This is a genomic window from Actinophytocola sp., assembly GCF_036555685.1.
In the GTDB taxonomy this organism is placed as follows: Bacteria; Actinomycetota; Actinomycetes; order Mycobacteriales; family Pseudonocardiaceae; genus Actinophytocola.
Map to the genome: position 1 here is coordinate 1 of NZ_DATBKY010000218.1, position 21,922 is coordinate 21,922.

General features: G+C 70.4%; 23 protein-coding genes. 17 read left to right on the top strand and 6 right to left on the bottom strand.

Features of this window, described 5'->3' with window-relative positions; all coding sequences use genetic code 11:
- The 3 genes from VH969_RS20480 to VH969_RS20490 all read right to left on the bottom strand — a co-directional run.
- Positions 1-253 (bottom strand): ArsR/SmtB family transcription factor (locus tag VH969_RS20480; RefSeq protein WP_331976591.1); only part of this gene is annotated, 253 nt, incomplete at its 3' end.
- A gap of 56 nt (positions 254-309) precedes the next feature.
- Positions 310-726 (bottom strand): arsenate reductase ArsC, encoded by a 417-nt coding sequence (locus tag VH969_RS20485; RefSeq protein WP_331976593.1) that lies wholly within the window; start codon positions 724-726, stop codon positions 310-312.
- Positions 723-1,082 carry a metalloregulator ArsR/SmtB family transcription factor gene (locus VH969_RS20490; protein WP_331976595.1) on the bottom strand — a complete coding sequence of 120 codons (360 nt, stop codon included), beginning with the start codon at positions 1,080-1,082 and terminating at the stop codon, positions 723-725. The genes VH969_RS20485 and VH969_RS20490 overlap by 4 nt, the downstream gene beginning before the upstream one ends.
- 80 nt (positions 1,083-1,162) lie before the next feature.
- Here VH969_RS20490 and VH969_RS20495 point away from each other — a divergent pair, with 80 nt between their 5' ends.
- From VH969_RS20495 to VH969_RS20525, 7 genes are all read left to right on the top strand, one after another.
- Entirely contained in the window at positions 1,163-1,567 is a 405-nt protein-coding gene (locus VH969_RS20495) for an ArsI/CadI family heavy metal resistance metalloenzyme (RefSeq protein WP_331976597.1), read from the top strand.
- A gap of 72 nt (positions 1,568-1,639) precedes the next feature.
- Positions 1,640-2,569 carry an NAD-dependent epimerase/dehydratase family protein gene (locus tag VH969_RS20500; RefSeq protein WP_331976599.1) on the top strand — a complete coding sequence of 310 codons (930 nt, stop codon included), beginning with the start codon at positions 1,640-1,642 and terminating at the stop codon, positions 2,567-2,569.
- Complete coding sequence (locus tag VH969_RS20505) at positions 2,566-3,492, top strand: RNA polymerase sigma-70 factor (protein WP_331976601.1); 927 nt, start codon at positions 2,566-2,568, stop codon at positions 3,490-3,492. Before VH969_RS20500 ends, VH969_RS20505 begins: the two co-directional genes overlap by 4 nt.
- 176 nt (positions 3,493-3,668) lie before the next feature.
- Positions 3,669-4,688 carry a proline racemase family protein gene (locus VH969_RS20510; protein ID WP_331976603.1) on the top strand — a complete coding sequence of 340 codons (1,020 nt, stop codon included), beginning with the start codon at positions 3,669-3,671 and terminating at the stop codon, positions 4,686-4,688.
- Positions 4,689-4,868: 180 nt separating this feature from the next.
- Entirely contained in the window at positions 4,869-5,633 is a 765-nt protein-coding gene (locus tag VH969_RS20515; protein ID WP_331976605.1) for an alpha/beta hydrolase family protein, read from the top strand.
- A 139-nt stretch (positions 5,634-5,772) separates the two neighbouring features.
- The gene (locus VH969_RS20520) at positions 5,773-6,816 is read left to right on the top strand and encodes an MASE1 domain-containing protein (protein WP_331976607.1); all 1,044 of its coding nucleotides are present in this window, start codon (positions 5,773-5,775) and stop codon (positions 6,814-6,816) included.
- A 27-nt stretch (positions 6,817-6,843) separates the two neighbouring features.
- Complete coding sequence (locus VH969_RS20525) at positions 6,844-8,004, top strand: damage-control phosphatase ARMT1 family protein (RefSeq protein WP_331976642.1); 1,161 nt, start codon at positions 6,844-6,846, stop codon at positions 8,002-8,004.
- 171 nt (positions 8,005-8,175) lie between these two features.
- Here VH969_RS20525 and VH969_RS20530 read toward each other — a convergent pair whose 3' ends face one another.
- Positions 8,176-8,892 carry a Crp/Fnr family transcriptional regulator gene (locus tag VH969_RS20530; protein ID WP_331976609.1) on the bottom strand — a complete coding sequence of 239 codons (717 nt, stop codon included), beginning with the start codon at positions 8,890-8,892 and terminating at the stop codon, positions 8,176-8,178.
- A 99-nt stretch (positions 8,893-8,991) separates the two neighbouring features.
- Between VH969_RS20530 and VH969_RS20535 the strand changes: the two genes are divergently transcribed.
- Positions 8,992-9,636: a chemotaxis protein CheB gene (locus VH969_RS20535; protein ID WP_331976611.1), complete on the top strand. Its 645-nt coding sequence runs from the start codon at positions 8,992-8,994 to the stop codon at positions 9,634-9,636.
- Positions 9,637-9,780: 144 nt separating this feature from the next.
- Here the strand turns inward: VH969_RS20535 and VH969_RS20540 are convergent, their stop codons facing one another.
- Positions 9,781-11,373, bottom strand: coding sequence for an alkaline phosphatase family protein (locus VH969_RS20540; protein ID WP_331976613.1), 1,593 nt, complete (start codon positions 11,371-11,373; stop codon positions 9,781-9,783).
- Positions 11,374-11,521: 148 nt separating this feature from the next.
- Between VH969_RS20540 and VH969_RS20545 the strand changes: the two genes are divergently transcribed.
- The 5 genes from VH969_RS20545 to VH969_RS20565 all read left to right on the top strand — a co-directional run bounded on the left by VH969_RS20545 (position 11,522) and on the right by VH969_RS20565 (position 15,759).
- A complete protein-coding gene (locus tag VH969_RS20545; RefSeq protein WP_331976615.1) occupies positions 11,522-12,181 on the top strand; it encodes a response regulator transcription factor in 660 nt (219 codons plus the stop codon).
- Positions 12,182-12,185: 4 nt separating this feature from the next.
- The gene (locus VH969_RS20550; protein WP_331976617.1) at positions 12,186-13,511 is read left to right on the top strand and encodes a sensor histidine kinase; all 1,326 of its coding nucleotides are present in this window, start codon (positions 12,186-12,188) and stop codon (positions 13,509-13,511) included.
- Positions 13,512-13,559: 48 nt separating this feature from the next.
- Complete coding sequence (locus VH969_RS20555) at positions 13,560-13,874, top strand: PepSY domain-containing protein (protein WP_331976619.1); 315 nt, start codon at positions 13,560-13,562, stop codon at positions 13,872-13,874.
- A 76-nt stretch (positions 13,875-13,950) separates the two neighbouring features.
- Positions 13,951-14,838, top strand: a complete 888-nt coding sequence (locus VH969_RS20560) for an aminoglycoside phosphotransferase family protein (protein WP_331976621.1) — start codon at positions 13,951-13,953, stop codon at positions 14,836-14,838.
- Between the two features lie 150 nt (positions 14,839-14,988).
- Positions 14,989-15,759 (top strand): hypothetical protein, encoded by a 771-nt coding sequence (locus VH969_RS20565; RefSeq protein ID WP_331976623.1) that lies wholly within the window; start codon positions 14,989-14,991, stop codon positions 15,757-15,759.
- Positions 15,760-15,842: 83 nt separating this feature from the next.
- Here VH969_RS20565 and VH969_RS20570 read toward each other — a convergent pair whose 3' ends face one another.
- Positions 15,843-16,703, bottom strand: coding sequence for an alkaline phosphatase family protein (locus VH969_RS20570; RefSeq protein WP_331976625.1), 861 nt, complete (start codon positions 16,701-16,703; stop codon positions 15,843-15,845).
- 279 nt (positions 16,704-16,982) lie between these two features.
- Between VH969_RS20570 and VH969_RS20575 the strand changes: the two genes are divergently transcribed.
- The 4 genes from VH969_RS20575 to VH969_RS20590 all read left to right on the top strand — a co-directional run bounded on the left by VH969_RS20575 (position 16,983) and on the right by VH969_RS20590 (position 21,899).
- The gene (locus tag VH969_RS20575) at positions 16,983-17,567 is read left to right on the top strand and encodes a CBS domain-containing protein (RefSeq protein WP_331976627.1); all 585 of its coding nucleotides are present in this window, start codon (positions 16,983-16,985) and stop codon (positions 17,565-17,567) included.
- A gap of 59 nt (positions 17,568-17,626) precedes the next feature.
- Entirely contained in the window at positions 17,627-18,064 is a 438-nt protein-coding gene (locus VH969_RS20580) for a helix-turn-helix transcriptional regulator (protein WP_331976629.1), read from the top strand.
- A 12-nt stretch (positions 18,065-18,076) separates the two neighbouring features.
- Positions 18,077-18,511 (top strand): VOC family protein, encoded by a 435-nt coding sequence (locus VH969_RS20585; protein ID WP_331976630.1) that lies wholly within the window; start codon positions 18,077-18,079, stop codon positions 18,509-18,511.
- A 706-nt stretch (positions 18,512-19,217) separates the two neighbouring features.
- A complete protein-coding gene (locus VH969_RS20590; protein ID WP_331976632.1) occupies positions 19,218-21,899 on the top strand; it encodes an ATP-binding protein in 2,682 nt (893 codons plus the stop codon).
- Positions 21,900-21,922: the final 23 nt, after the last annotated feature.

Here is a 21,922-nt window from a genome sequence, read left to right on the forward strand (position 1 = left end):
ACGTCAGGCAGCGCTCGTTGACCCGGTACCGGCGTGTCGTGCCGCGTGGCTCGGCGAGCACGAACCGGGCTTCGGTGAGGATCTTCAGGTGCGCGGACACGGTGGACTGGCCGACCGCGACCCGGCCGACCACCTCACCCACGGTCATCGGCCGGCCGGTGGTGGCGAGCAGGTTGAGGATCTGCACCCGCGTCGGGTCCGCGAGCGCGCGGAACCAGCCGGCGTAGGTGGTGGCGGTGTCGCGGTCGAGCATCGATGCTCCTTTCATCGTCAATCGACGATAGACGATGAAAGGCGTGCCGCGGAAGGTCAGGCGGGCACCAGCTCGCCGAGCAGCGCGCGGACGCGTCGGTCGATCTCGTCGCGGATCGGACGGACCTCCTCGACCGGCTTGCCGGCCGGGTCGTCGAGCTCCCAGTCGAGGTAGCGCTTGCCGGGGAAGACCGGGCACGCGTCGCCGCAGCCCATCGTGATCACGACGTCGGCGGCCTCGACCGCGTCCGTGGTGAGCGGCTTCGGGAACTCGTGGGACAGATCGAGGCCGATCTCCGCCATAGCCGTGACGACGGCCGGGTTGATCGTGTTCGCCGGTGCCGACCCGGCGGAGCGGACCGTGACGCGACCGGCCGCGTGATGGTCGAGCAACGCGGCCGCCATCTGCGAGCGGCCCGCGTTGTGCACGCAGACGAACAGCACCTCGGGCACGGCGTTCGAGCCGGCGCTCACGCGGGAACGCCCGCGTCGGCGATCAGGACCGCGGACAGTCGCGCGAGCACCTCCGGGTGGACTCGGTAGTAGACCCACGTGCCGCGCCGCTCCCCGGTGATCAGGCCGGACTCCCGCAGCACCTTGAGGTGGTGGGAGATCGTCGGCGCGGTCAGGTCGAACGCGTCGGTCAGGTCGCACACGCACGCCTCGCCGCCCGCGTGGGACGCGATCAACGACAGCAGCCGCAGCCGGACCGGGTCGGCCATCGCCTTGAACAGGCGCGACAGCTCGACGGCCTGGTCCGCGGTCAGCGGATCCCGGGTGAGCGGCGCGCAGCAGGCGTCGGTCGCGACCAGCGGCAGTTCCTTCGGCACCTCTCTATGTTGACAGCTATCTAATTAGAGAGCAACCTAAGCAGTACTGATTCGACGAGCATCTATTCAGGGAGAATGACATGTCCCGTGTCCAGCTCGCGCTGCGTGTCGGCGACCTCGAGGGGTCGATCGACTTCTACACCAAGCTGTTCGGTACCGAGCCGGCCAAGCTCCGCCCCGGCTACGCCAACTTCGCGATCGCGGAGCCGGCGCTCAAGCTCGTCCTGCTCGAAGGCGAGCCGGGCCAGGAGACGGTCATGGACCATCTCGGCGTGGAGGTGGCGTCCACCGAAGAGGTCGACCAGACCACCCGGCGGCTTTCCGGCGAGGGCCTGCGCACGCAGGCCGAGAACGACACCACCTGCTGCTACGCGGTGCAGGACAAGGTCTGGGTCCACGGCCCGGGCAAGGAACCGTGGGAGGTCTACACGGTCAAGGCGGACTCGGCGACCTACGGCGGCGACGGCGCGGGCTGCTGCGCCTGAGCCATGTCACAGGCGGGCGGGCCTGCCTCGTCTCGGTGGCGACAGCGAGTACGGACGGGGAGTGTGGGAGTCATGCGGGTGTTCGTGGCAGGTGGGTCCGGCGTCCTGGGGCGGCGGCTGGTGCCGCAGCTGGTGGCCCGGGGCCATCAGGTGACGGCGACGACGACGAGCGGGGGCAAGCTGGGGTTACTGGAGAAGCTGGGCGCCGAAGGCGTCGTGATGGACGGGCTGGACGCCGCGTCCGTGGGCGAGGCCGTGGCCGCGGCTCGGCCGGACACCGTCGTCAACCAGATGACGGCGCTGTCGCAGGCGCACGCCGGCAAGCCCAACCTGAGGAATGCCGCCCGCTTCTTCGCCGGCACCAACCGGCTCCGCAGCGAGGGGATCGACCACCTGCTGGCCGCGGCCGAGGCGACCGGCGTCTCGCACGTCGTCACGCAGGGCCACGCCAGCATGAACGGGGTCCGCGTCGGCGGTTGGGTCAAGACCGAGGAGGACCCGCTGGAGGTGATGGAGGGGACGAAGGCGGTCGCCCACCTCGAGGATGTCGTCGTCAAGGCCGGGGGAGCGGTGCTGCGCTACGGCGGGTTCTACGGGCCGGGCGCGAACGACGACCAGATCCAGCTCGTGCGCAAGCGCATGTTCCCGCTCGTCGGGGATGGCACCGGCTACATGTCGTGGATCCACGTCGACGACGCGGCGAGCGCCACCGTGCTGGCGGTGGAGCAGAAGGCTACGGGCGTGTTCAACATCGTCGACGACGAGCCGGCTCCCGTTCGCGAGTGGCTGCCCTACCTCGCGGAGTGCGCCGGAGCAAAGCCGCCGCGGCGGATCCCCGCATGGCTGGCCCGGCTGATGGCCGGCGAGATGGCGGTGGGCATGATGACCGAGGGGCGTGGCTTCGCCAACGCCAAGGCCAAGCGGGAGCTCGGCTGGGAGTTGCGCTACCCGTCGTGGCGGCAGGGCTTCAAGGACGAGTTGTCCGGAGCTGGACCGGCATGACTCGCGCCGAGGAGTTCGAGGAGCTGCGGCCGCTGCTGCTCGCGATCGCCTACCGGATCCTGGGCAGCGTGGCCGAGGCGGAGGACGCGGTCCAGGAGACGTGGCTGCGCTACGAATCGACGCCGACGCGGCCGAGGTCGACCAAGGCCTTCCTCTCCGCCGTCGTCACCCGGATCTCGATCGACGTGCTGCGCTCGGCACGCGTCCGGCGGGAGACCTACGTCGGGCCGTGGTTCCCCGAGCCGCTGCTGGCCGACCCCTACGAGGATCCGGAGCGGTCGGCGGAGCTGGCGGACTCGGTGTCGATGGCGGCGCTGTTGCTGCTCGAGCGGCTCAGCCCGCTCGAACGGGCGGTCTTCGTCCTACGGGAGGTGTTCGGGTTCGGCTTCGCGGAGATCGCGTCGGCCGTCGGGCGGTCGGAGGCGGCGTGCCGCCAGCTCGCGGTCCGGGCGCGCCGCCACATGGACGACGGGCGCCCGCGTTTCGAGGCGGACCGCCGGGAACGCGACGAGCTGGCGGCCCGGTTCTTCGATGCGCTGCTGGAGGGCGACATCGGCGGGCTACGTGAGCTGCTCGCCGCCGACGTCCAGCTGGTCGGGGACGGCGGCGGCAAGGCTCCCGCGCTGGCGAACAGCGTATTCGGTGCCGAGAAGGTGGCCCGCGTACTCGCCACGAACTTCCCGGTGCTCGCCCGCATCGACGCCAGGATGGAGCCGCACGAGCTGAACGGCCAGCCCGGCGCGATCCTCCGCGACCGGGACGGCAAGGTGGCCGGCACGCTCGTCCTCGACGTGCTCGACGGCCGGATCCAGACGATCCGAACGGTGGTCAACCCCGACAAGCTCGGCCACGTCGGCCCCGTGGCGGACGCGTGGGCCATCCACCGCGAGGTGATGCGGGCCCGCCGACCGGGTAGCGGTTGACCGGTGCCGGCCGCAGCGACGTCGCGGCGCCGGACCTGCCCAGCCCCGGCCGGGCGGCGCCAGTCCACTGTGTACACAGAAATCCAGCGGTCGGCGCTGTGACCGGCACGTTCGACCGCATGGCGGGCTGATCGGCGGGCTACGTTGGTGGCCGGCACGAGCAGATGGGCGGTCGCATGGTCCAGTCCGATGTCCGCACGATCGACTACCACACCGGCGGCGAACCCTTCCGCATCGTCGTCGAGCCGCCGGTCCCGATCCTCGGCGCGACGGTGGCCGAGCGCCGGATGTTCGCCACCGCCGACCCGGCCGTGGACGGGTTGCGCCGGATGCTGTGTTTCGAGCCGCGCGGGCACGCCGACATGTACGGCGGGTTCCTGACGCCACCGGACGACGACGGCGCGGCACTGGGGGTGCTGTTCTGGCACAAGGACGGGTTCTCGACCGCGTGCGGGCACGGCACGATGGCGCTCGGTGTGTGGGCGGTCGAATCGGGCCTGGTCGCGGCCGACCCGTCCGGGGTCACCGAGGTCACGATCGACGTGCCGTCCGGCCGGGTGACGGCACGCGTGCACACCGCCGGAGACCGAGTGTCTGCTGTGGACTTCGTCAACGTGGCGAGCTGGCCGGTCGCCGAACGGGTCACCGTGCCGACCACCCGCGGCGAGGTCCTGGCCGACATCGCCTACGGCGGCGCCACCTACGCCCACGTGGCGGCGAAGGCGTTGGGCCTGACCGTGGCGCCCGGCAACATCGACCAGCTGATCGCCGTCGGCCGGGAAATCAAATGGACGCTCGACGGCAGCGCACACGCCCGGCTTGCCGGCGACGACCGGCTGAGCGGCGTCTACGGCACGATCCTCTACGACGACCTGGGCACGGACCCGGACGGCAACCCGCACCAGCGCAACGTCGCGATCTTCGCGGACGGCCAGGTGGACCGCTCGCCGTGCGGGTCCGGCACGGCGTCCCGGGTGGCCGTGCTGAGCGCGACCGGCCGCCTCCCCGACGACCGGCACCTGGTCCACGACTCCATTGTGGGCACTCGCTTTCGCGCGCGGGTGGGGCGGCACGTGACCGTCGGCGGGCGGCCGGCGGTGATCCCGATCGTCACCGGAACCGCCCACAAGACCGGCGAGCACCAGTTCGTCGTGGACCCCGCCGACGAGCTGTTCCCCGGATTCGTCCTGCGATAGGAAAAGGAGTCGGCCGGACGGCGTCCGGCTGATAGCGTTCGAGCGCCGTGACACCGCCCGAGGAGGTGAGACCCATGAACGCTGTAACGATGTGGGTGCTCCCCTCGTCGTCACGGTCGGGCGACTGACGTAGGGGTCGCCGGGAGCGCCTCGACAAGGCACTCCCGAAAGGCAAGACCCATGCATACTCTGCGTTTCACCGCGCAGACTTCGTCGAACGGCGTCGTCGAGCGCGACTTCCTCGTGGGCGAGATCCCCGGCGTGCTCTGGTCGCCCGCGTCCGGACCCGATCGCGCGCCCCTGGTGCTGCTGGGGCACGGCGGCGGGCGAACCAGCAAGGCACCGGGGATGACCGGCCGGGCACACCGCCTGGTGACCGACTGCGGTTTCAGCGTCGCCGCCATCGACGCGCCCGGCCACGGTGGCCGGCCACGCACGGCGACCGACGAGCGGGAGATCGCCGCGATGCAGCAGGCGATGACGGCGGGCGAGCCGGTCGGCTCGATCGTCGTCCCGTACAACGCCGACATCGCCGAGCGCGCGGTGCCGGAATGGCAGGCGACCCTCGACGCCCTCCAGGAACTGCCGGAGATCGGCGCCGGCCCGGTCGGCTACTTCGGACTGAACATGGGCACCGCGATCGGCGTGCCGTTGACGGCGGTCGAACCCAGGATCACCGCCGCCGTCCTCGGCATCTTCTGGTACGACGAGTCCCTGGCCGAGACGGCGAGACGGATCACCGTGCCGATCGAGTTCGTGCTCCAGTGGGACGACGAGAACATCCCGCGCGAGTCCGGTCTCGCGCTGTTCGACGCGTTCTCCTCGAAGGAGAAGTCGCTGCACGCCAACTCGGGCGCGCACAAGGAGGTGCCCAGGTTCGAGGTCGACAGCGCGGTCCGGTTCTTCGCCCGGCATCTCGGCGGGACCGTCGGGGCGTCGATCTGACGTGACCGGTGCCGGCGACCGGTCCACAGCCGGTCGCCGGTGACCGCCGGCGGTCGCTTGGCGGGTGCCATTCGTGACGTGGCGTCACGAATGGGTGGCTTGCGTTGCTGCCGTGCGTTGCGCCGCGCACACTTGCCCCGTGCCTGTGCCGGCTCCGCCCCAGCAGGCCCGTCGCGTGCTCGTCGCCGTTGTGCAGATCGTGATCGTGGCCGTCGTCTACTACCTCGTCGCCAAGGTCGGGCTGCGGCTTGCCGTCGTCCGGGAACAGGTCACCCCGCTGTGGCCGCCGACCGGTATCGCCCTCGCGTGCCTCGTGCTGCGCGGTGTCGGCTGCTGGCCCGGAATCGCGATCGGCGCGTTCCTGGCCAACGTGGCGATGGGGCCGTCCCTTCCCGGCGTCCTGATGATCACCGCGGGGAACACGCTCGCGCCGGTCCTCGCGTGCCTGCTGCTCGCCCACGTCGGGTTCCGTGCCGATCTCAAGCGGCTCAAGGATGTCCTCGCCCTGATCTTTCTCGCGGCCTTCGCGGGCATGTTGATCAGCGCGACGGCGGGCACCGCGACCCTCGTGCTGTTCGACGCGGTACGCGCCGAAGACTTCTGGTCCACCTGGTCGGTGTGGTGGACCGGAGACGCCATGGGCGTGCTCGTCGTCGCGCCCGTCGTGCTCGTCGCCGCCACGCGGCGGTGGCGGTGGCGCGTGCCGCTCGCCCGGTGGCTCGAGGCCGCGGCACTCCTCGCCGGCGTCACGGGCGTCACCCTCGCCGTGACGTGGTCGTCCCCGAACCTGCTGTTCCTGATCTTCCCGCTGCTCATCTGGGCGGCGGTCAGGTTCCAGCAGGCCGGCGCCGTGCCGTGCAACCTGGCCGTGTCCGTCACGGTCGTACTGGCGGCCGCGGCCGGGCGCGGCCCGTTCGCCGGGCTCGACCTGCTGCCGACGATGATCACCCTGCAACTGTTCAACGGCTCCGCCACGCTCACCGCGCTGCTGCTGGCGGCGATCACGAGCGAGCGCAACGAGGCGCAGCTGCTGGTCCAACGCGCTGCCGCGCAGATGGCCGACGCCGTGCAGATGCTCGAGCCGTACCGCCTGCTGCACGACGGCCTGTTCGAGCAGGTCTTCAGCGAACGCGACTCGACCGGCGAGCGCACCGTCCCCCCGCCGGGTCCCTCGGCGAGCTGATCGCGCGGTGTGTGAGACTCGGTGACCATGCCGGACGCGCCGCCGATCCTGAGCAACACGCCCGGCTCGTTCCCATGGAGCGTGTTGCACGACCGCCACCCGGCGCTCATCCAGAAGGTGCGTGGCGGCCTGCCGTACCCGCCCGACCGGCACCGGGCACTCGACGACCTCGCCGACGAGATCACCGGCGTCATCCGCCCGCTCCCCGCCGATGCCCACGACCACGACGTGTGGGCGGACCGCGGGCGCGGCTACCTCGGCGAGCGGTGGTACGACGTGCCGTTCCTGTGGGCGGAGAGCTTCTTCTACCGCAAGCTCCTCGAGGCGGTCGGCTACTTCGCGCCGGGGGCGTGGCACGGCGTCGATCCGTTCGAGCCGTTCAAATCCGCGGAGCTGCGCTCACCGGAGCTGGCCGCCGACCTCGCCGCGCTGGACGACCTCGACGCGCTGCCGCCCGCCGGCCAGGACGCGGCGTTGCTGACCGCGTCGCTTTGGGGTAACCGGGCGGACCTGGGCTTTCAGATCTCGGCGCGGCGCGGGCAAGGCGGCCCGGCGACGGCCCTCGTGGCCGACCAGAGCGAGCGGTTGTGGGGCTTCCTCGCGGACACCGCGCCCGGCACCGTGTGCATCGTGGCCGACAACGCGGCGCGCGAGCTGGTGCCGGACCTGGTCCTCGCCGGGCACCTGCTCGAAACGGGCCGCGCGAGCGCGGTCACCGTGCACGTCAAGCCGTATCCGTACTACGTCTCCGACGCGACGGCGGCCGACCTGCTCGCCGCACTGCGCCGCCTGGTCGCCTCTCCCGGCCACGCCACGCGGATCGGCCGCCGGCTCTGGCAGGCCACTGTGGACGGTGTGCTGACGGTCCGCGCGCACGGGTTCTCGTGCGCGCCCTGGTCCTACGACCGCATGCCGGCGGACCTGGCGGCCGAGTTCGCCGCCGCCTCGCTGACGATCATGAAGGGTGACCTCAACTACCGCCGCCTCGTCGGCGACCGCTCGTGGCCGGCGACCACGTCGTTCGACGAGGTGACGCGTTACTTCCCGGGGCCGGTGGCGGCGCTGCGCACGCTCAAGTCCGACGTCGTGGTGGGCGTCGAGGCCGGCACGCTCGCCCGCCTCGACGCGACCGGCGAACCGTGGCGCACCGACGGGACACACGCACTCGTCCAGCTGCGGGCCGGCTGAAGCCGGCGCCGTCGAGGTCCGGCGGCGCAACCGAGGTGAAATTCGTTCAAGACCGATCGCGGGGAGTCGGGCTAGGTTTGGACCGCAACACGCGGCGGTGCCGGTATTCCAGTGCGCACGGGGGGTCTGGAATACCGGCACCCGCTCGACGGCGACGAAACCGGGGTTTGTTCAGGTGCCGGCGCCGCGAAAGTCGTCGAACTCGGCCTTGATGATCTTGTAGCACTCGCAGGCGACATCGGTGAGGCTCGGCCGGTCGACGATCGTGAGGTTGCCGCGCGTGTAGGTGATGAGCCCGTCGGTTTGGAGCTTGCCGGCGATCTCCGAGACGGTGGCGCGGCGCACGCCGAGCATCTGGGCGAGGAACTCTTGGGTGAGCGGGAACCGCTCGCTGCGTGTGCGGTCGCCGGTGGTCAGGATCCAGCGGGCGGCGCGTTGCTCGGTGAGGTGGGCGACGTTGCACGCCACGCTCTGTGACATCTGCACCATGATCGTCTGGACGTAGCGGTGCAGCAGGCCGTGCAGCTGCCCGTCCTGGGTGAGGAACTCGTGGAAATCCTCCGCCGCGAGGCGTACGGCCCGGCCCGGTACCTGACAGAACGTGGCCGTCGGGCTCGAGGTGGAGCCCAGGAACAGCGGCAGCCCGACCATGCCCTCGAACCCGATGGTGCCGACTTCGACCTGGCTGCGTTCGCCGCTGGTCACCATGGCCACCATGGAGAACACCGCGGTCAGCGGAAAGTACACCGCGTCCACCGGCTCGCGGTACTCGTAGACCTGCTGGCGGGTGCGCACCTCGATGGTCCGCAGGCTCGGCCGCAGCTGGGTGTACTCGTCGTCGGAGAGCTGCGCGAGAATCGCGTTCTGCGACTTGTCCTCGGCGTCCACGACATCATCTCCTGCGGTCGGCTACCGCGCGGGTACCCGGCGCCGCGCCACCTACGCACGTTGTGTCCGGTAGCGGGCATAGCGATGTATCGTCGTGGTGTGTCGGACACGGTCCAGAACCTGACACGGCCCCGTTTCGAGGCGGTGGCGCTGGTGGCATCACTGGGTGGGCTGCACGCGATCTCCTCGATCCTGGCGGCGCTGCCGGCGACCTTCCCGACACCGGTCGTCGTGGTTCAGCACGGCCGTCCGGACGGCAACCGGGATCGGTTGTCCCGCCTGCTGGCCAACGTGACCGCTTTGCCCGTCCGGACGGCGAGTGCGGGCGCACCGCTGGGCGCTCCCGGGGTCGTGGTGGTGCCGACCGGGTACCGCGCCACGGTCCGACCGGACCGCACCATGATGCTCACCGAAGGGGACCCGCTCCGTGTCGGCGACGACCTCCTCACCAGCGTCGCCGTCACCCTGGGCGCGGGCGCCATCGCCGTGGTGCTGACCGGCATGCTCGATGACGGCGCCCAGGGTGTCCGCGCGGTGAAGCGGCACGGCGGACGAGTGCTCGTCCAGGACCCCAGCACGGCTCGTGCCGCCGGGATGCCCGCCAGCGCCATGGCCACCGGTTGTGTCGACTTCGTACTTCCGCTCGAGCGAATCCCGGCCGCGCTCGTCGCGCTGATCATGGCTCCCGGCGGCGCCGACCTGCTCCGTGTCCCGGTCGCCTCGTGGGCTCGCCTGCACGCCTGACCTGCCCGCGCCAACCTTCGCCCCATGGTTCTGGCCGCCGGCAGTCGCCGGCGACCATGTGCGCTCGTTCGGCGGGGCAGACCAGCGCCCGGTCGTTCAGCGCGAAGCGCGACAACCGGCACTCGGAGGCTTCGGCCAACGTACTCAGGGACTGAACCGCGCGAGCACCTCGGCGAGGTCCTGGCTTGCCTTTGAGCCGGCTTCCAGCTGGCGTTCTCGTGCGGCCCTGGCCAGGCTGGCCGTGGGTTCGTATGGCGGCGGTCCGACGCCAGCCGGCTCCGCGGCGGCGAACAGTTCCGGCCCGCCGGCGCCTAGTACATTGTGGACAGCACCGGCCAGGTTCACCAGGCTCGCCTGGAGATCGTTGAGCTGCTTGACGCCGTCGGCCGCGATGGCGGCAGCGGGGACCACTGCTTCGAGACCGGCTGGGACCGTCGTGTCGAACGTGAGCGGGTCGGTGCGTGGCTTGTCGAGCAGGGGTAGGTCGGCGAGGATGTCGACGGCGTCCTGGTCTCGGTGCGAGAGCCAGCTCGTGGCCGGCCCGAACTGGGCACGCAGCGTTCGTGGGATCGAGGCGTGGTCGAAGATGCGCGTGTCGAGCCAGCCCTTCGGGATGAGCGGCGAGATCGCGACCGCGGGGACGCGCACGCCGCTCTGGCGGAAGTCGAACCCGTCCGGCGCCGCCAGGCTGTCCGGCGGAGTCATCGCGACGGGTGCTTCGTGGTCGAAGAACCCGCCGTGCTCGTCGTAGGTCACGAGCAACAAGGTGCGGGCGAAGAGGTCCGCGTTCGCGGCCAGCGCGGTGTAGATGCGGGCGATCAGGGTCTCACCGGCGTGGAAGCTCTCGCCGCTCGTGGTGTTGTTGCCGGGGTGCTGGCTGTTGCCCTCGCCGGGCCCGAAGCCGTGGTCCGGTTCGATGAACGTGTACCTCGGCAGGTCGCCGTTCGCGATGTCGTCGAACAGCCGGCCGGTGTCGCGGAAGTTGTCGCGCCTGCGCGGGGTGATCCAGGTCGCGGGGAACGCCCAAACCTGGGGGACGCCCTGGTGGTAGACGCGCCATCCGTCGTCGCCGAGCCGCTCGAAGATCGTGGGGTCGTCGTAGAACCTCAGCTCGATGCTGGTCGTGCCGTGGGAGGTCGCCGCGTGCGCGAAGTTGCGGTTCGGCCAGGTCTCACCCGGCACGGACGCATACCAGCGGGTCAGCACCGCGTAGTGCTTGGCCAGGGCGGCCAGCACGGGCGCGTCGGCCGGTGCGAAGCACCGCATGATGTCCGCACCCACGGGCCGGACGGCCGGTGGGCCGAACACCCGCTGCCAGCGGGCCTTGACCCACCGCCACGCCTTGCCCAGGAACGCGAGCACCGGCGGCGCCTTCTTCGGCGAGTCGCCACTGATCTTGCGCGCGTAGGAGCGGACGAACCCCCGCATGGTCGGCCGGGCGCCGGTGCCGGGCTCGGTACTGCCGAAGACCTGCTCGCGGACCGCCTCCGGCGAGTGATCGGGATCGACGCCCAGCCTGGGGTGCGCGTCCGGCGTGGTGTGCACGACCGGTCCGTGCGGTTCGTCCGGCCGGACCGGGCAGGACGGTTTGCTCCGGTTCAGGCTGGGATAGCGGGGGTCGGGGTGGTCGAGGTAGCCGAGCAGGTGGTCGAACGACCGGTTCTCCAGCATCAGCACGACCACGTGCTCGATGCCGCCGCGTGGCCGGCGAGCACGTGTGCCGGGAGAGTCAGTCACATACGGAAAGTCGTCCTGACACGGGTCGCCGTGACGCGAGCTGCCGGCGCCACCCGCTCGATGAGGTCTGCGGCTGCGCACCCCGGGGGTACGTTCAGCGTGGTGTCAGCCGCGGTCGGGCACGCTCGGCCGGCGACGAGGAGTTGGCGTGCGGGTGCTCGTGGTCGAGGACGAGAAGCGGTTCGCCGCCGCGCTGCGCGACGGGCTCGAGGCCGAGGGCTTCGCCGTCGACGTGGCAGGTGACGGCGGGGAGGGGCTGTGGCTCGTCCGGGAGAACCCGTACGACGTGCTCGTGCTGGACATCATGCTGCCCGGGATGAGCGGCTACACGCTCTGCGCGAAGCTGCGGGCGGAAGGGGTCTGGACACCGATCCTCATGCTCACCGCGAAGGATGGTGAATGGGACGAGGTCGACGGCCTGGACTCCGGTGCCGACGACTACCTCACGAAACCGTTCTCCTACGCCGTGCTGCTCGCCCGGCTGCGGGCGCTGCTGCGCCGGGGCGCCCGGCCGCGTCCGGCGGTGCTGACGGCGGGGAAGCTGCGGCTCGACCCGGCCGTCCACCGGGTGTGGCGTGGCGAGTCCGAAGTGGAGCTGACCGCGCGGGAGCACGCGCTGCTGGAGTTCCTGATGCGGCGCGCGGGCGAGGTGGTGGGCAAGCTGGAGATCGTCGGCCACGTGTGGGACGTGAACTTCGACGGCGACCCGAACATCGTCGAGGTCTACGTGCGCCGGCTGCGCACGAAGCTCGGGGCGGACGCCATCGAGACCGTCCGCGGTGCCGGCTACCGGCTCACCGGTGACTAGCTCGATGACGCGTTCGGTTCGAGTCCGCACCACCGCCGGCGCGGTCGTCGCGGTCGGCATCGCACTGGTGCTCGGCGCGATCACGCTCGTTCTGGTGGTGCGCTCGACCCAGACCGAGAACGTCCGCACCGCCGCCACGCTGCGCGCCCAGGAGATCGCCGCGGTGCTGTCGACCGGCAGCACGCCCAGCCTGGCGGTCAGCGCCGCGGACGAGCAGCTGATCCAGGTCCTCGACCCGGCCGGCCGGGTGGTCGCCGCCAGCGGCAACGTCGCCGGCAGGCGGGCGGTAGCGCGGCTCGCGCCGGGACGGTCCGCGAGAGTCCACACGCCGGTCGACGAGGACGAGTTCGTCGTGGTCGCGGTCGGCACGGACACGCCGGCCGGGCCGCGAACCGTGCTCGTCGGACGCGCGCTCGCCGACGCCCTCGAGTCCGCCCAGGTGCTGACGCAGTTGCTGGCCGCCGGGATCCCGCTGCTGCTGCTCGTGGTCGGCGTGACGACCTGGCAGGTGGTGGGCCGCGCGCTCGCGCCGGTGGCCGCGATCGGCGACGAGGTGGACGCGATCTCCGCGGCCGAGCTGCACCGGCGAGTGCCCGATCCCGGCTCGCGCGACGAGATCTCCCGCCTGGCGCGGACGATGAACCGGATGCTCGCGCGGCTGCAGGGCGCGCAGGAGGCCCAGCGGCGATTCGTGTCCGATGCGTCCCACGAGCTGCGCACGCCGACCGCGTCGATCCGCCAGCACACCGAGGTCGCGCTGGCGCACCCCGCGCGCGTGACGGTCGAGGGGCTGGCCGAGCCCGTGCACGCCGAGGCGCTCCGGTTGCAGCGCCTGATCGACGACCTGCTGCTGCTCGCCCGTGCGGACGAGGCCGGCCTGGCGCTGCGCCGCGTGCCGGTCGACGTGGACGACCTGCTTCTCGCCGAGGCCGACCGGCTGCGCCAGACCCTGCGCGTCGACACCTCGGGGGTGACGGCCGGCCGGGTGCTCGGCGACCCCGGCGGTCTGCGGCGGATGCTGCGCAACCTCGCCGACAACGCCGCCCGGCACGCCTCCTCGGCGGTGGCGCTCGGCCTCACCACGCAGGACGGTTCGCTGGTCGTCACCGTCGACGACGACGGGCCCGGCATCCCGGCGGAGTCCCGGCAGCGCGTGCTCGACCGGTTCGTCCGGCTGGCCGACGCCCGGGCGCGCGACGAGGGCGGCAGCGGCCTGGGACTCGCGATCGTGACCGAACTGGTGGCCGCGCACGGCGGCGGCGTGCGGATCGCCCAGGCCCCGCTCGGTGGCGCCCGGGTGGTGATCACGCTGCCCGGGGTTCAGGACTAGTTCAGCGCCGGCGTCGCATCCTCGTCTCCGGACGAGAGGACACGACCCATGAAACGCATCGTCATCGTCGCAGCCCTGGCCGCCGGCCTCGTCACCGCCGGCGCCGGCATCGCCCTCGCCACGGGCCAACAGGACGACAACGGTTCCGACCGCCCGATCACCGGCCCGGCGCTGGACAAGGCAACGGCCGCGGCCCTCGATCACACCGGCGGCGGCAAGGTCACCGGCACCGAGGCCGGCGACGAGGAGGGCGCCTACGAAGTCGAGGTGACGATGTCGGACGGCCGGCAGATCGACGTGCACCTCGACGGACGCTTCACCGTTCTGGGCAGCGCGAGCGACCGGGACGACTCTGGACGATGACCGCCGTGCACAACTCGTCCGTTGTGGTCGACAGGTGCTAGCGTGCCTGCGCGCGCGGCGGTCGAGGGGCTCGTTGATGGGGGAGTTCACGTTCGAGCAGGACCTGGTACGGGCGCTGCTGCGGGAACAGCATCCGGATCTCGCTGACCTCGAGCTGCGGGACGTCGACGGCGGCTGGGACAACCAGCAATGGCGGCTCGGGGAGGAACTGGCCGTGCGCTTGCCGCGCACCGAGCGCGCGCCTGCCCTGCTGCACACCGAGCAGACGTGGTTGCCGGTGCTGGCCGAGCGCCTGCCGCTGCCGACGCCGACCCCGGTGCGCATCGGCAAGCCGTCGTGCCTGTTCGAGCACACCTGGACGATCGCGCGCTGGGTCGAGGGTGAGCCGGCCGATCACGCGCCGGTCACCCGCATCGATGCCGCCGACGTCCTCGCGGAGTTCCTTGGCGCGCTGCACCACGAGGCGCCCGCCGGCGCACCGGCCAACCCTGCGCGCGGCATCCCGCTGGCCGGATTGCAGGAAGGGGTCGACGGCTCGTTCGGGGTCATCGCCGACCACGCGAGCGCCGACAGCGCGGGGGAGGTCTGGGTGAAGGCCCTGGCAGCGCCCGTCTGGCACGGCGCGGCCCGCTGGCTGCATGGTGACTTGCATCCGGCGAACGTGGTCGTCCGGGACGGGATGCTCGCCGGGGTGATCGACTTCGGTGAGATGTGTGCGGGCGATCCGGCGACCGATCTTTCCGCCGCCTGGATCCTGTTGCCCGCCGGCGCGGCGGGTCGGTTCTTCGACGCCTACGGGCAGGCCGACGAAGCGACCATCACCCGGGCGCGTGGCTGGGCCGTCCTGCGTGCCCTGGGCATGATCGCGATCGGCCAGAACGGCCGGCTTGGTCGGCCCGGCGGCAAACCGACGTGGGAACCGGCAGGCTACGCGACGCTGGAACGGGTCCTGGCGGCCGACTGACCGGGGTGGCGCGCATCGAGGACGCCTGTCCCGGCGTTGCCGGAAACGCCGGATGACAGTGGGCTGAACGCGGTTCATCGGGCTGTCAGGCGCGGCGTGGTTGCCTTGCCTCGACCGGGAAACGTTGGGCTCAGCTGGAGGAACAAGGCGATGATTCGACGTGTCGGCAAGCCGTCCGCGATGGTGGCGGCTTTGGCGGTGGCCGCCCTCGCGGTGGCGGGATTGGTACCGAGCTCGTCGGTCGCGAGCACGCGTGAACGCTGCCCGCTGCCGGTGTTCGGGCCAGGATCGGCGTACCACCCGAAGATCGTGCCGGGGCACTTCAGCCCGCGCGTGACCAACCCGTGGTTCCCACTGAAGGCGGGCAGCACGTTGGTCTATACAGGAGTCAAGGACGAGCAGCGGGCGCTGAACATCGTCACCGCCACCAGCCGTACCAGGCGCGTCGACGGGGTGAAGACGAGGGTGGTCGAGGACCGGCTGTACCTGGACAACGTGTTGCGCGAGCGGACGAGCGACTACTACGCCCAGGACCGGTGCGGCAACGTGTGGTACTTCGGCGAGGACACGGCCGAGCTCGACGAGCACGGCCACCGGGTCAGCACCGAGGGCACCTTCCACGCTGGTGTCGACGGCGCCCAACCAGGTGTCGTCATGCAGGCCAGGCCCGAGGTCGGCCGGGTTTTCCGGCAGGAGTGGTACCCGGGCCACGCCGAGGACCGGTTCTGGGTGCTGAGCCGCGACGCGTCGATCCGGGTGCCCTACGGGAGCTTCCGGCACGCGCTGCGCACCGCTGAGGCCACCGATCTCGAGCCGGACGTGCTGGACAACAAGTACTACGCCCGCGGCATCGGGCAGGTCGCCGAGCTGTCCGGCCGCGGCCCGGCGGAGAGCCTTCGACTGGTGGAGATCATCTCGTGAGCAGCTGAGCTGCGTGGTGGTGCCGGGCCGGACACCGTGTGTGCGATCGGCACGACCGGACCACCTCGGTCGGCCGCCGTGGGTCAGCTGTTCCAGGCGTCGGTGATCGGCGTCGCCTGCTCCGCCGCGCCGGCGTGCGGCAGGCCGTACATGTCCTCCACCGTGCGCAGCACCGAGAAGTGGTCGATGCGCTCGTCGTAGTCCCCGGCCTTGACCGGCTGACCGTTGATGATGGTGGCGATCTGGTTGTCTCCGAACGAGTCGTCCTCGTCGAACGTGGTGATCAGGACGCTGTTGTGGGAGGCGGCCCACTGCACGTAGCCGTCCAGGTTGTTCTTCAGCCAGGTGTCTCCGGTGTCGATCGAGCAGTCGTGCATGTCGTTGCACAGGTTCGGGATCACCCAGGACACCGTGGGCAGCGTCGAGTAGTCGGTGGGGAACGCGCTGAAGGGCTGGCTGTCCTCGGCGGGGACGTTGCTGAAGTTCACCCACGGCGCGTGCTTGCGGGCGTAGTCGCCGGAGGTGCACGCGGTCGAGCCGGGCGCGGGGAGGTCCTCGGCGTAGCCGGTGAAGCTCAGCCCGGCCGCGAGCAGCTGGGCTCCTTCGTTGTCGGCGTCGAACGTGTGCGGGCAGGAGTCGCTGGTCACGCCCTGGTTGCTGCCCGAGAACAGGTCGAGGTAGTTCGGCTGGCTCGGGTGCTCGATGGCGAAGGCGTTGGTGAAGTTGGCGCCGGTGTCCGCGAGCTGGTTGAAGTACGGCGCGTCCGGGTTGCCGATGATCGATCCCTCGGAGGTGTTCTCGAACAACACGATCACGACGTGGTCCGGCCTCGGTACCGCGGCCGCGGCGGAGGCCTGCGCCGCCAGCACACCCGGAACGAACACCGCCGCCGCGGCGACCGCACCGAACAATGCCGTGACCATGCGGCGAGAACGTGTTGCCATAGCTGCGCACCTCGATCAGTCGGAGATCCGGACACCCATTAACGCCACCGCACCCGCGGTCCGGTCAACCATCGATCGTCGGGTTATGCGGGCGTTGGAGGTGCTGGGCCACAACGGTTTCCGGCGAACCGGACAACACCGGCGTCGCGCGGCCCGACACAGACAGACCGTGTCGACGGGACCAAGGTCCCGGAAACACGGGAACGTCGGCGCTGCTGTTCTCGCCGCCGCGCGGCGAGACTGAGACGTGGGTCGGGTGCTTGCGGAAGGGAGGGTGCCATGCGCGCCAGGGATGTCATGAGCCGGCCAGTGATCAGCGTCGACACGGCCACCACTGTCCGGGAAGCCACCACGGTCCTGACCGAGCACGGGTTCGCCGCGGTGCCGGTGGTCGACGAGCGCGATCACGTGGTGGGCATCTTCAGCGAGTCCGACGCGTTGCGAGCCGACACCGCCGGCGACCGGCGTCTTCCGGTGACGTCGGCGATGACGGCGCCGGTCGAGGTGGTCGCACCGACCGCCGAGGTCGAGACGGTCGCCGAACGCATGCTCGCGCTGCGGCTGCGCTGTGTTCCGGTCGTCGAGGACGGCTTGCTGGTCGGGGTGGTGTCGCGGCGGGATCTGCTGCGCGCGCTGGTCCGCGACGACGACGTGATCAAGGCGAACCTGTGCCGGTTGCTCGACGACTACGCAGGCAGCCGTCGTCATTGGACGGTCGCGGTCACCGGGGGCGAAGTTCTCGTCAGCGGCGAGTTCGCCGACCACGCCGAGCGTTCGGTCGTCGCCGCGCTCGCGCGGACGGTCGCCGGTGTGTCCGCCGTCGAACTCGTCCCGGCACCCCTCTCGATCGGCTGGGACGACTGACATCGCGTGACCGCTCGCCGCGCGTGCGTGGTCCGGTCGCCGGGCGTTAGGCTCACCGCGTGTCTGATGCGCGGCGGCTGCTGTGGGCGAAGGACCTGATCGACCGGTCGTTCGCCGAGCCGCTCGACGTCACGTCGCTGGCCCGGCGGGTGGCGCTGTCCCCGGACTTCTTCGGCCGCGCGTTCAAGCGGGCGTTCGGGGAGACGCCGTACCAGTACCTGATGACCCGGCGGATCGAGCGGGCGGCCGCGCTGCTGCGGGGCTCCGACCTGGCGGTCACCGAGGTGTGCCTCGCGGTCGGGTTCACCAGCCTCGGCTCGTTCAGCGCCCGGTTCCGCGAGCTGACCGGCGAGAGCCCGACCGGCTACCGGCGTGCGGCACGCAACTCCGGCGAGGCCGACACCGCCGCCCGCATCCCGAGCTGCGTGCTGCGCCGGCACACCAGGCCGACGCGCAACGAGTCGGTTTTGGAGAAGCACGGCAGAGCCGCGGGCTAATATCCTCGCCGCATGATCGACGCCGTTTCGCACATCGGGATCTTCGTGCTCGACCAGGACGAGGCCCTGGACTTCTATGTCGGCAAGCTGGGCTTCGAGGTGCACACCGACGCGAGGATGGGTGACTACCGCTGGCTCACCGTGACTCCGCCCGGCCAGCCGGAGCTGCAGGTGATGCTCGCCGTGCCGGGCCCGCCCGCGGTCGATGCCGACACCGCCGAGCGGATCAAGTCTCTCGTGACGCGCGGCCACATGGGTGCCGGCATCCTTTCCACAAAGGACTGCCGGCGCACCTACGAGGAACTCGTCGCACGCGGGGTCGAGTTCACCGAGAAGCCCACCGATCGGTTCTACGGCGTGGACGCCGCCTTCCGCGACAACTCGGGCAACCTGTGGCGCATCACCGAACCCGTGGAGAACCCGCCCCGCGAGTTCCCGCCCTCCTGATCCCGCATCGGCCTGCCGATGACGCCGCGGCGCCGCCTGTGGGCGGCGTAGCGCGAGCGACTTGCGAGTGCGGCGGTGGACGAGTCACCCCCGCGTCTGCGTCGATCTCCACCGTTCGCCGAGAGGTTCCCGCGCCGTCGTGCGCATCCAGCCGGTTCGCGGCGTCCCGGCCGGCCATCGAAGGCGGGAAAGCGCGTCGTGTCCAGTACATCAGCGTCAAACGTCATCACAATGACGGCTGAATGGCGACGTCAGGACATTCCTGATCCAGTTGTCCCGGCTGTACGGGCGACTATATAGCTGGACGACAGTTGCGCACCGCTGGCCGCCTCATCCGGGCCGTTCAACGCACAGTTTGATATCCGCTTCTCTTGATGTTGATACATCCCCGGACGGCATGACATAGTCACGCTGTGTGCATGCACGTGCATGTGCACAGGACGTCGCAGACGCGGCGGTGCGGTCCGTCGCTGGTTCGACGGTCGTGTCTGGGGGCGTGAACGCGTGCCTCGTGAGCCGGGATGGGCTGCGGGTACGTGGGAGATCACTGGTGGGAGAACGGTCATCGGGATCGCCACGTACCGGTCGGTGCGCGGGCGTGACGTGCAGCTCGCATGCGTTGAGCCAACGCTTGTCCGCGGGGCTGGTACGGACTTCTCGACTGTGATGACAACTGGGGAATTGAGCTGAAGAATGAGGTGGGTCGGTGTCTGTTGGGGAGGCCAACCGAGCTGATACTTCGTTTCACGTGCCTGGGCTTTCCGTGGCGGATCCTGGGCCGTTCGACATTCCACCGGCGGTGCACCGCACGATTCTCGTCGTGGACGTGTCGGCGTTCGGCGATCGGCGGCGGACAAACTCGGACCAGGTCACTGTTCGCCGTGGACTGTATGGGGCTCTCCAGGCGGCGTTCCGGGAAGCCGGCGTCCCGTGGGACGACTGTCACCGGGAGGATCGCGGTGACGGCGTACTCGTGGTCATTCCGTCCACGGTGGCGAAGAGCCTTCTTGTCGAGGCGTTGCCGGTTCGGCTTGCCGGCGCGCTCCACACTCACAACGCCGGGCGACCGGCGAACGAGCGCATCCGATTGCGGCTCGCTCTGAACGCTGGTGAGATCCACCACGACGAGCACGGGGTTGCCGGCCGGTCGGTGAACCTGACGTTCCGGTTGCTCGACGCCGTGGAGTTCAAACAGGCGCATGCGCGGTCGACCGGTCCGCTCTCGGTCATCACCTCCGAGTGGTTCTTCGACGAGGTCGTATGGCACAGCGCGAAGGCCGAGCGCGACTCGTACCGTCGGATCCACGTCGTCGCCAAAGAGACCGACACGGCGGCGTGGGTCCGGCTGGTGGACGTCGAACCCGGCGTCTCGACCAGGCCCGTGATTCCCGCCGGCTTGCCGGTCCTGCACCAACTTCCACCGAGCACCAGGCACTTTGTCGGGCGGGACGCAGAACTAGCCTGTTTGGCCCGAATCATCGACGTGCATGCGCCGGCACCTCCGATCGTCGTGACCATCCACGGCATGGCCGGCATCGGCAAGACCGCGCTCGCGCTGGCATGGGCACACCGGGTGCGTGATCGATTTCCGGACGGGCAACTACACGTCAATCTCCGGGGATTCGACGAGCACGAGCCGATGGACGCAGATCAAGCGCTGCACGGATTCCTGCAGGCGCTCGGCGTGGCCGCACAGGCAATTCCGGCCGATGTGGATGCGAAGGCGGCGCTCTACCGCGGCCTGCTCGCGGAGCGGCGCATGCTGATCGTGCTGGACAACGCGCGCTGCAGCGAGCATGTACGTCCCCTGCTGCCCGGCAACTCGTCGTGCGTCGTGGTGATCACCAGCCGCAATCGGATGGACAGCCTGCTGGTTCGCGACGGCGCCCATCACATCGCACTTGACGTCCTGTCCGACGCCGAGGCCTTTGCCTTGCTCGCCGAACGGATCGGTCGCGCGCGTCTGGATGTCGAACCGGACGCTGCCGCCGAACTCATCGAGCTGTGTGTCCATCTGCCGATGGCGCTGAGCGTGGCCGCTGCCCGCGCCGCGAGCCAGCCGGCATTGTCGCTCGCGGGCCTGGTCAAGGAGCTGCGCTACGAGCATCGCCGGCTGGACGTGCTGGACCTCGGGGACATGGACCTGAGCCCACGTGCGGTGTTTTCCTGGTCCTACGCCGTGCTTGGTACCGACGCGGCCCGACTGTTTCGCCTTCTGGGCATCCACCCGGGTGCCGACATCTATCCGGCCGCCTGCCGGGCCCTCACCGGCGACGGGGAAACGGCCGCGCTGCGCGAGCTGACCGGCGCACACCTCGTCACGGAGTACGTCCCCGGTCGATTCCGCTTGCATGACCTGTTGCGGGCGTACGCGGTCGAGCTGGCCGGCGCTGACCCGGAGCGACACGCCGCGGCGACCCGCCTCGTCGAGCACTACCTCAGCACGGCGCTCTTGGCCGACCAGCTCATCCAGCCGCACCGCTATGATCGCGGCGATCTGGGCCCGGTAGCCCGGTCAGCCACCCCGACTGTCGAAGGCTACGACGGCGCATTCGCCTGGTTCACCGCCGAGCACCTTACGCTGGACGCGCTGGTCGGATTCGCCGCCGACCGCGGGCTTGCGGATCGCGCCTGGCGGCTCGCATGGGCCTCCACGACCTTTCTGCGTCGCACTGGACGGTGGTCCGAGCGCGTCGCGATACTGCGGACCGCGCTGACGACGGTACGGATATACGGAGATTGTGTCGGTGAGGCGTTGACCTCCCGCTGCCTGGCAACCGCTCTCGCGAGGCTCGGCCAGTTCGATGAGGCGCTCGAACTCCTCGACCGATCGGCTGAGATCTACCGGACACTCCACAACATTCGCGGGGCGTTCAAGAACCACCTCGCATACAGCAGGGTGTACGACGCTCGCGGCAACCATCACAACGCGTTCAACCACGCCCGCGCGGCATGGGAACTGATCCGCAGTGCCGCGGACGACCAGCTCGGCCACGCGGACGCCCTGAACGCAATGGGCCGCCAGCTATACCTGCTGGCACGCCACAACGATGCACAGCCGCTGTGTGCTCGCGCGCTGCACTTCTACACCGAAATCGGTCATCCGGAAGGCGAGGCAGACGTCCTGCTCAATCTCGGTGACATCGAGCGCGCTCTGGGACGCCACGCGAGCGCCGCGAGCTACTACCAAAGATCCCTCAACATAGACCGTCGCCTAGGCGACCGGTACTGGGAAGCCGTGTCACTGGAACGTCTCGCATACGCCTTGAAATACACCGGTCCGGCACAAGCCACCGCGGCGCTGAGAATTGCTCTGCACATCTACCACGAGATCGGCCACCCGGACGCGAACCGTGTACACGCGATCCTTCAGTCCGCATCACGTTGATGTGCTGGGTGCGGGATCTTCGA

Bases quoted from the DNA above. Each gene is read 5' to 3' on its own strand.
- VH969_RS20495 (WP_331976597.1), top strand. From the start codon at position 1,163: ATGTCCCGTGTCCAGCTCGCGCTGCGTGTCGGCGACCTCGAGGGGTCG.
- VH969_RS20500 (WP_331976599.1), top strand. From the start codon at position 1,640: ATGCGGGTGTTCGTGGCAGGTGGGTCCGGCGTCCTGGGGCGGCGGCTG.
- VH969_RS20505 (WP_331976601.1), top strand. From the start codon at position 2,566: ATGACTCGCGCCGAGGAGTTCGAGGAGCTGCGGCCGCTGCTGCTCGCG.
- VH969_RS20510 (WP_331976603.1), top strand. From the start codon at position 3,669: ATGGTCCAGTCCGATGTCCGCACGATCGACTACCACACCGGCGGCGAA.
- VH969_RS20515 (WP_331976605.1), top strand. From the start codon at position 4,869: ATGCATACTCTGCGTTTCACCGCGCAGACTTCGTCGAACGGCGTCGTC.
- VH969_RS20525 (WP_331976642.1), top strand. From the start codon at position 6,844: ATGCCGGACGCGCCGCCGATCCTGAGCAACACGCCCGGCTCGTTCCCA.
- VH969_RS20550 (WP_331976617.1), top strand. From the start codon at position 12,186: ATGACGCGTTCGGTTCGAGTCCGCACCACCGCCGGCGCGGTCGTCGCG.
- VH969_RS20555 (WP_331976619.1), top strand. From the start codon at position 13,560: ATGAAACGCATCGTCATCGTCGCAGCCCTGGCCGCCGGCCTCGTCACC.
- VH969_RS20560 (WP_331976621.1), top strand. From the start codon at position 13,951: ATGGGGGAGTTCACGTTCGAGCAGGACCTGGTACGGGCGCTGCTGCGG.
- VH969_RS20565 (WP_331976623.1), top strand. From the start codon at position 14,989: ATGATTCGACGTGTCGGCAAGCCGTCCGCGATGGTGGCGGCTTTGGCG.
- VH969_RS20570 (WP_331976625.1), bottom strand. From the start codon at position 16,703: ATGGCAACACGTTCTCGCCGCATGGTCACGGCATTGTTCGGTGCGGTC.
- VH969_RS20575 (WP_331976627.1), top strand. From the start codon at position 16,983: ATGCGCGCCAGGGATGTCATGAGCCGGCCAGTGATCAGCGTCGACACG.
- VH969_RS20585 (WP_331976630.1), top strand. From the start codon at position 18,077: ATGATCGACGCCGTTTCGCACATCGGGATCTTCGTGCTCGACCAGGAC.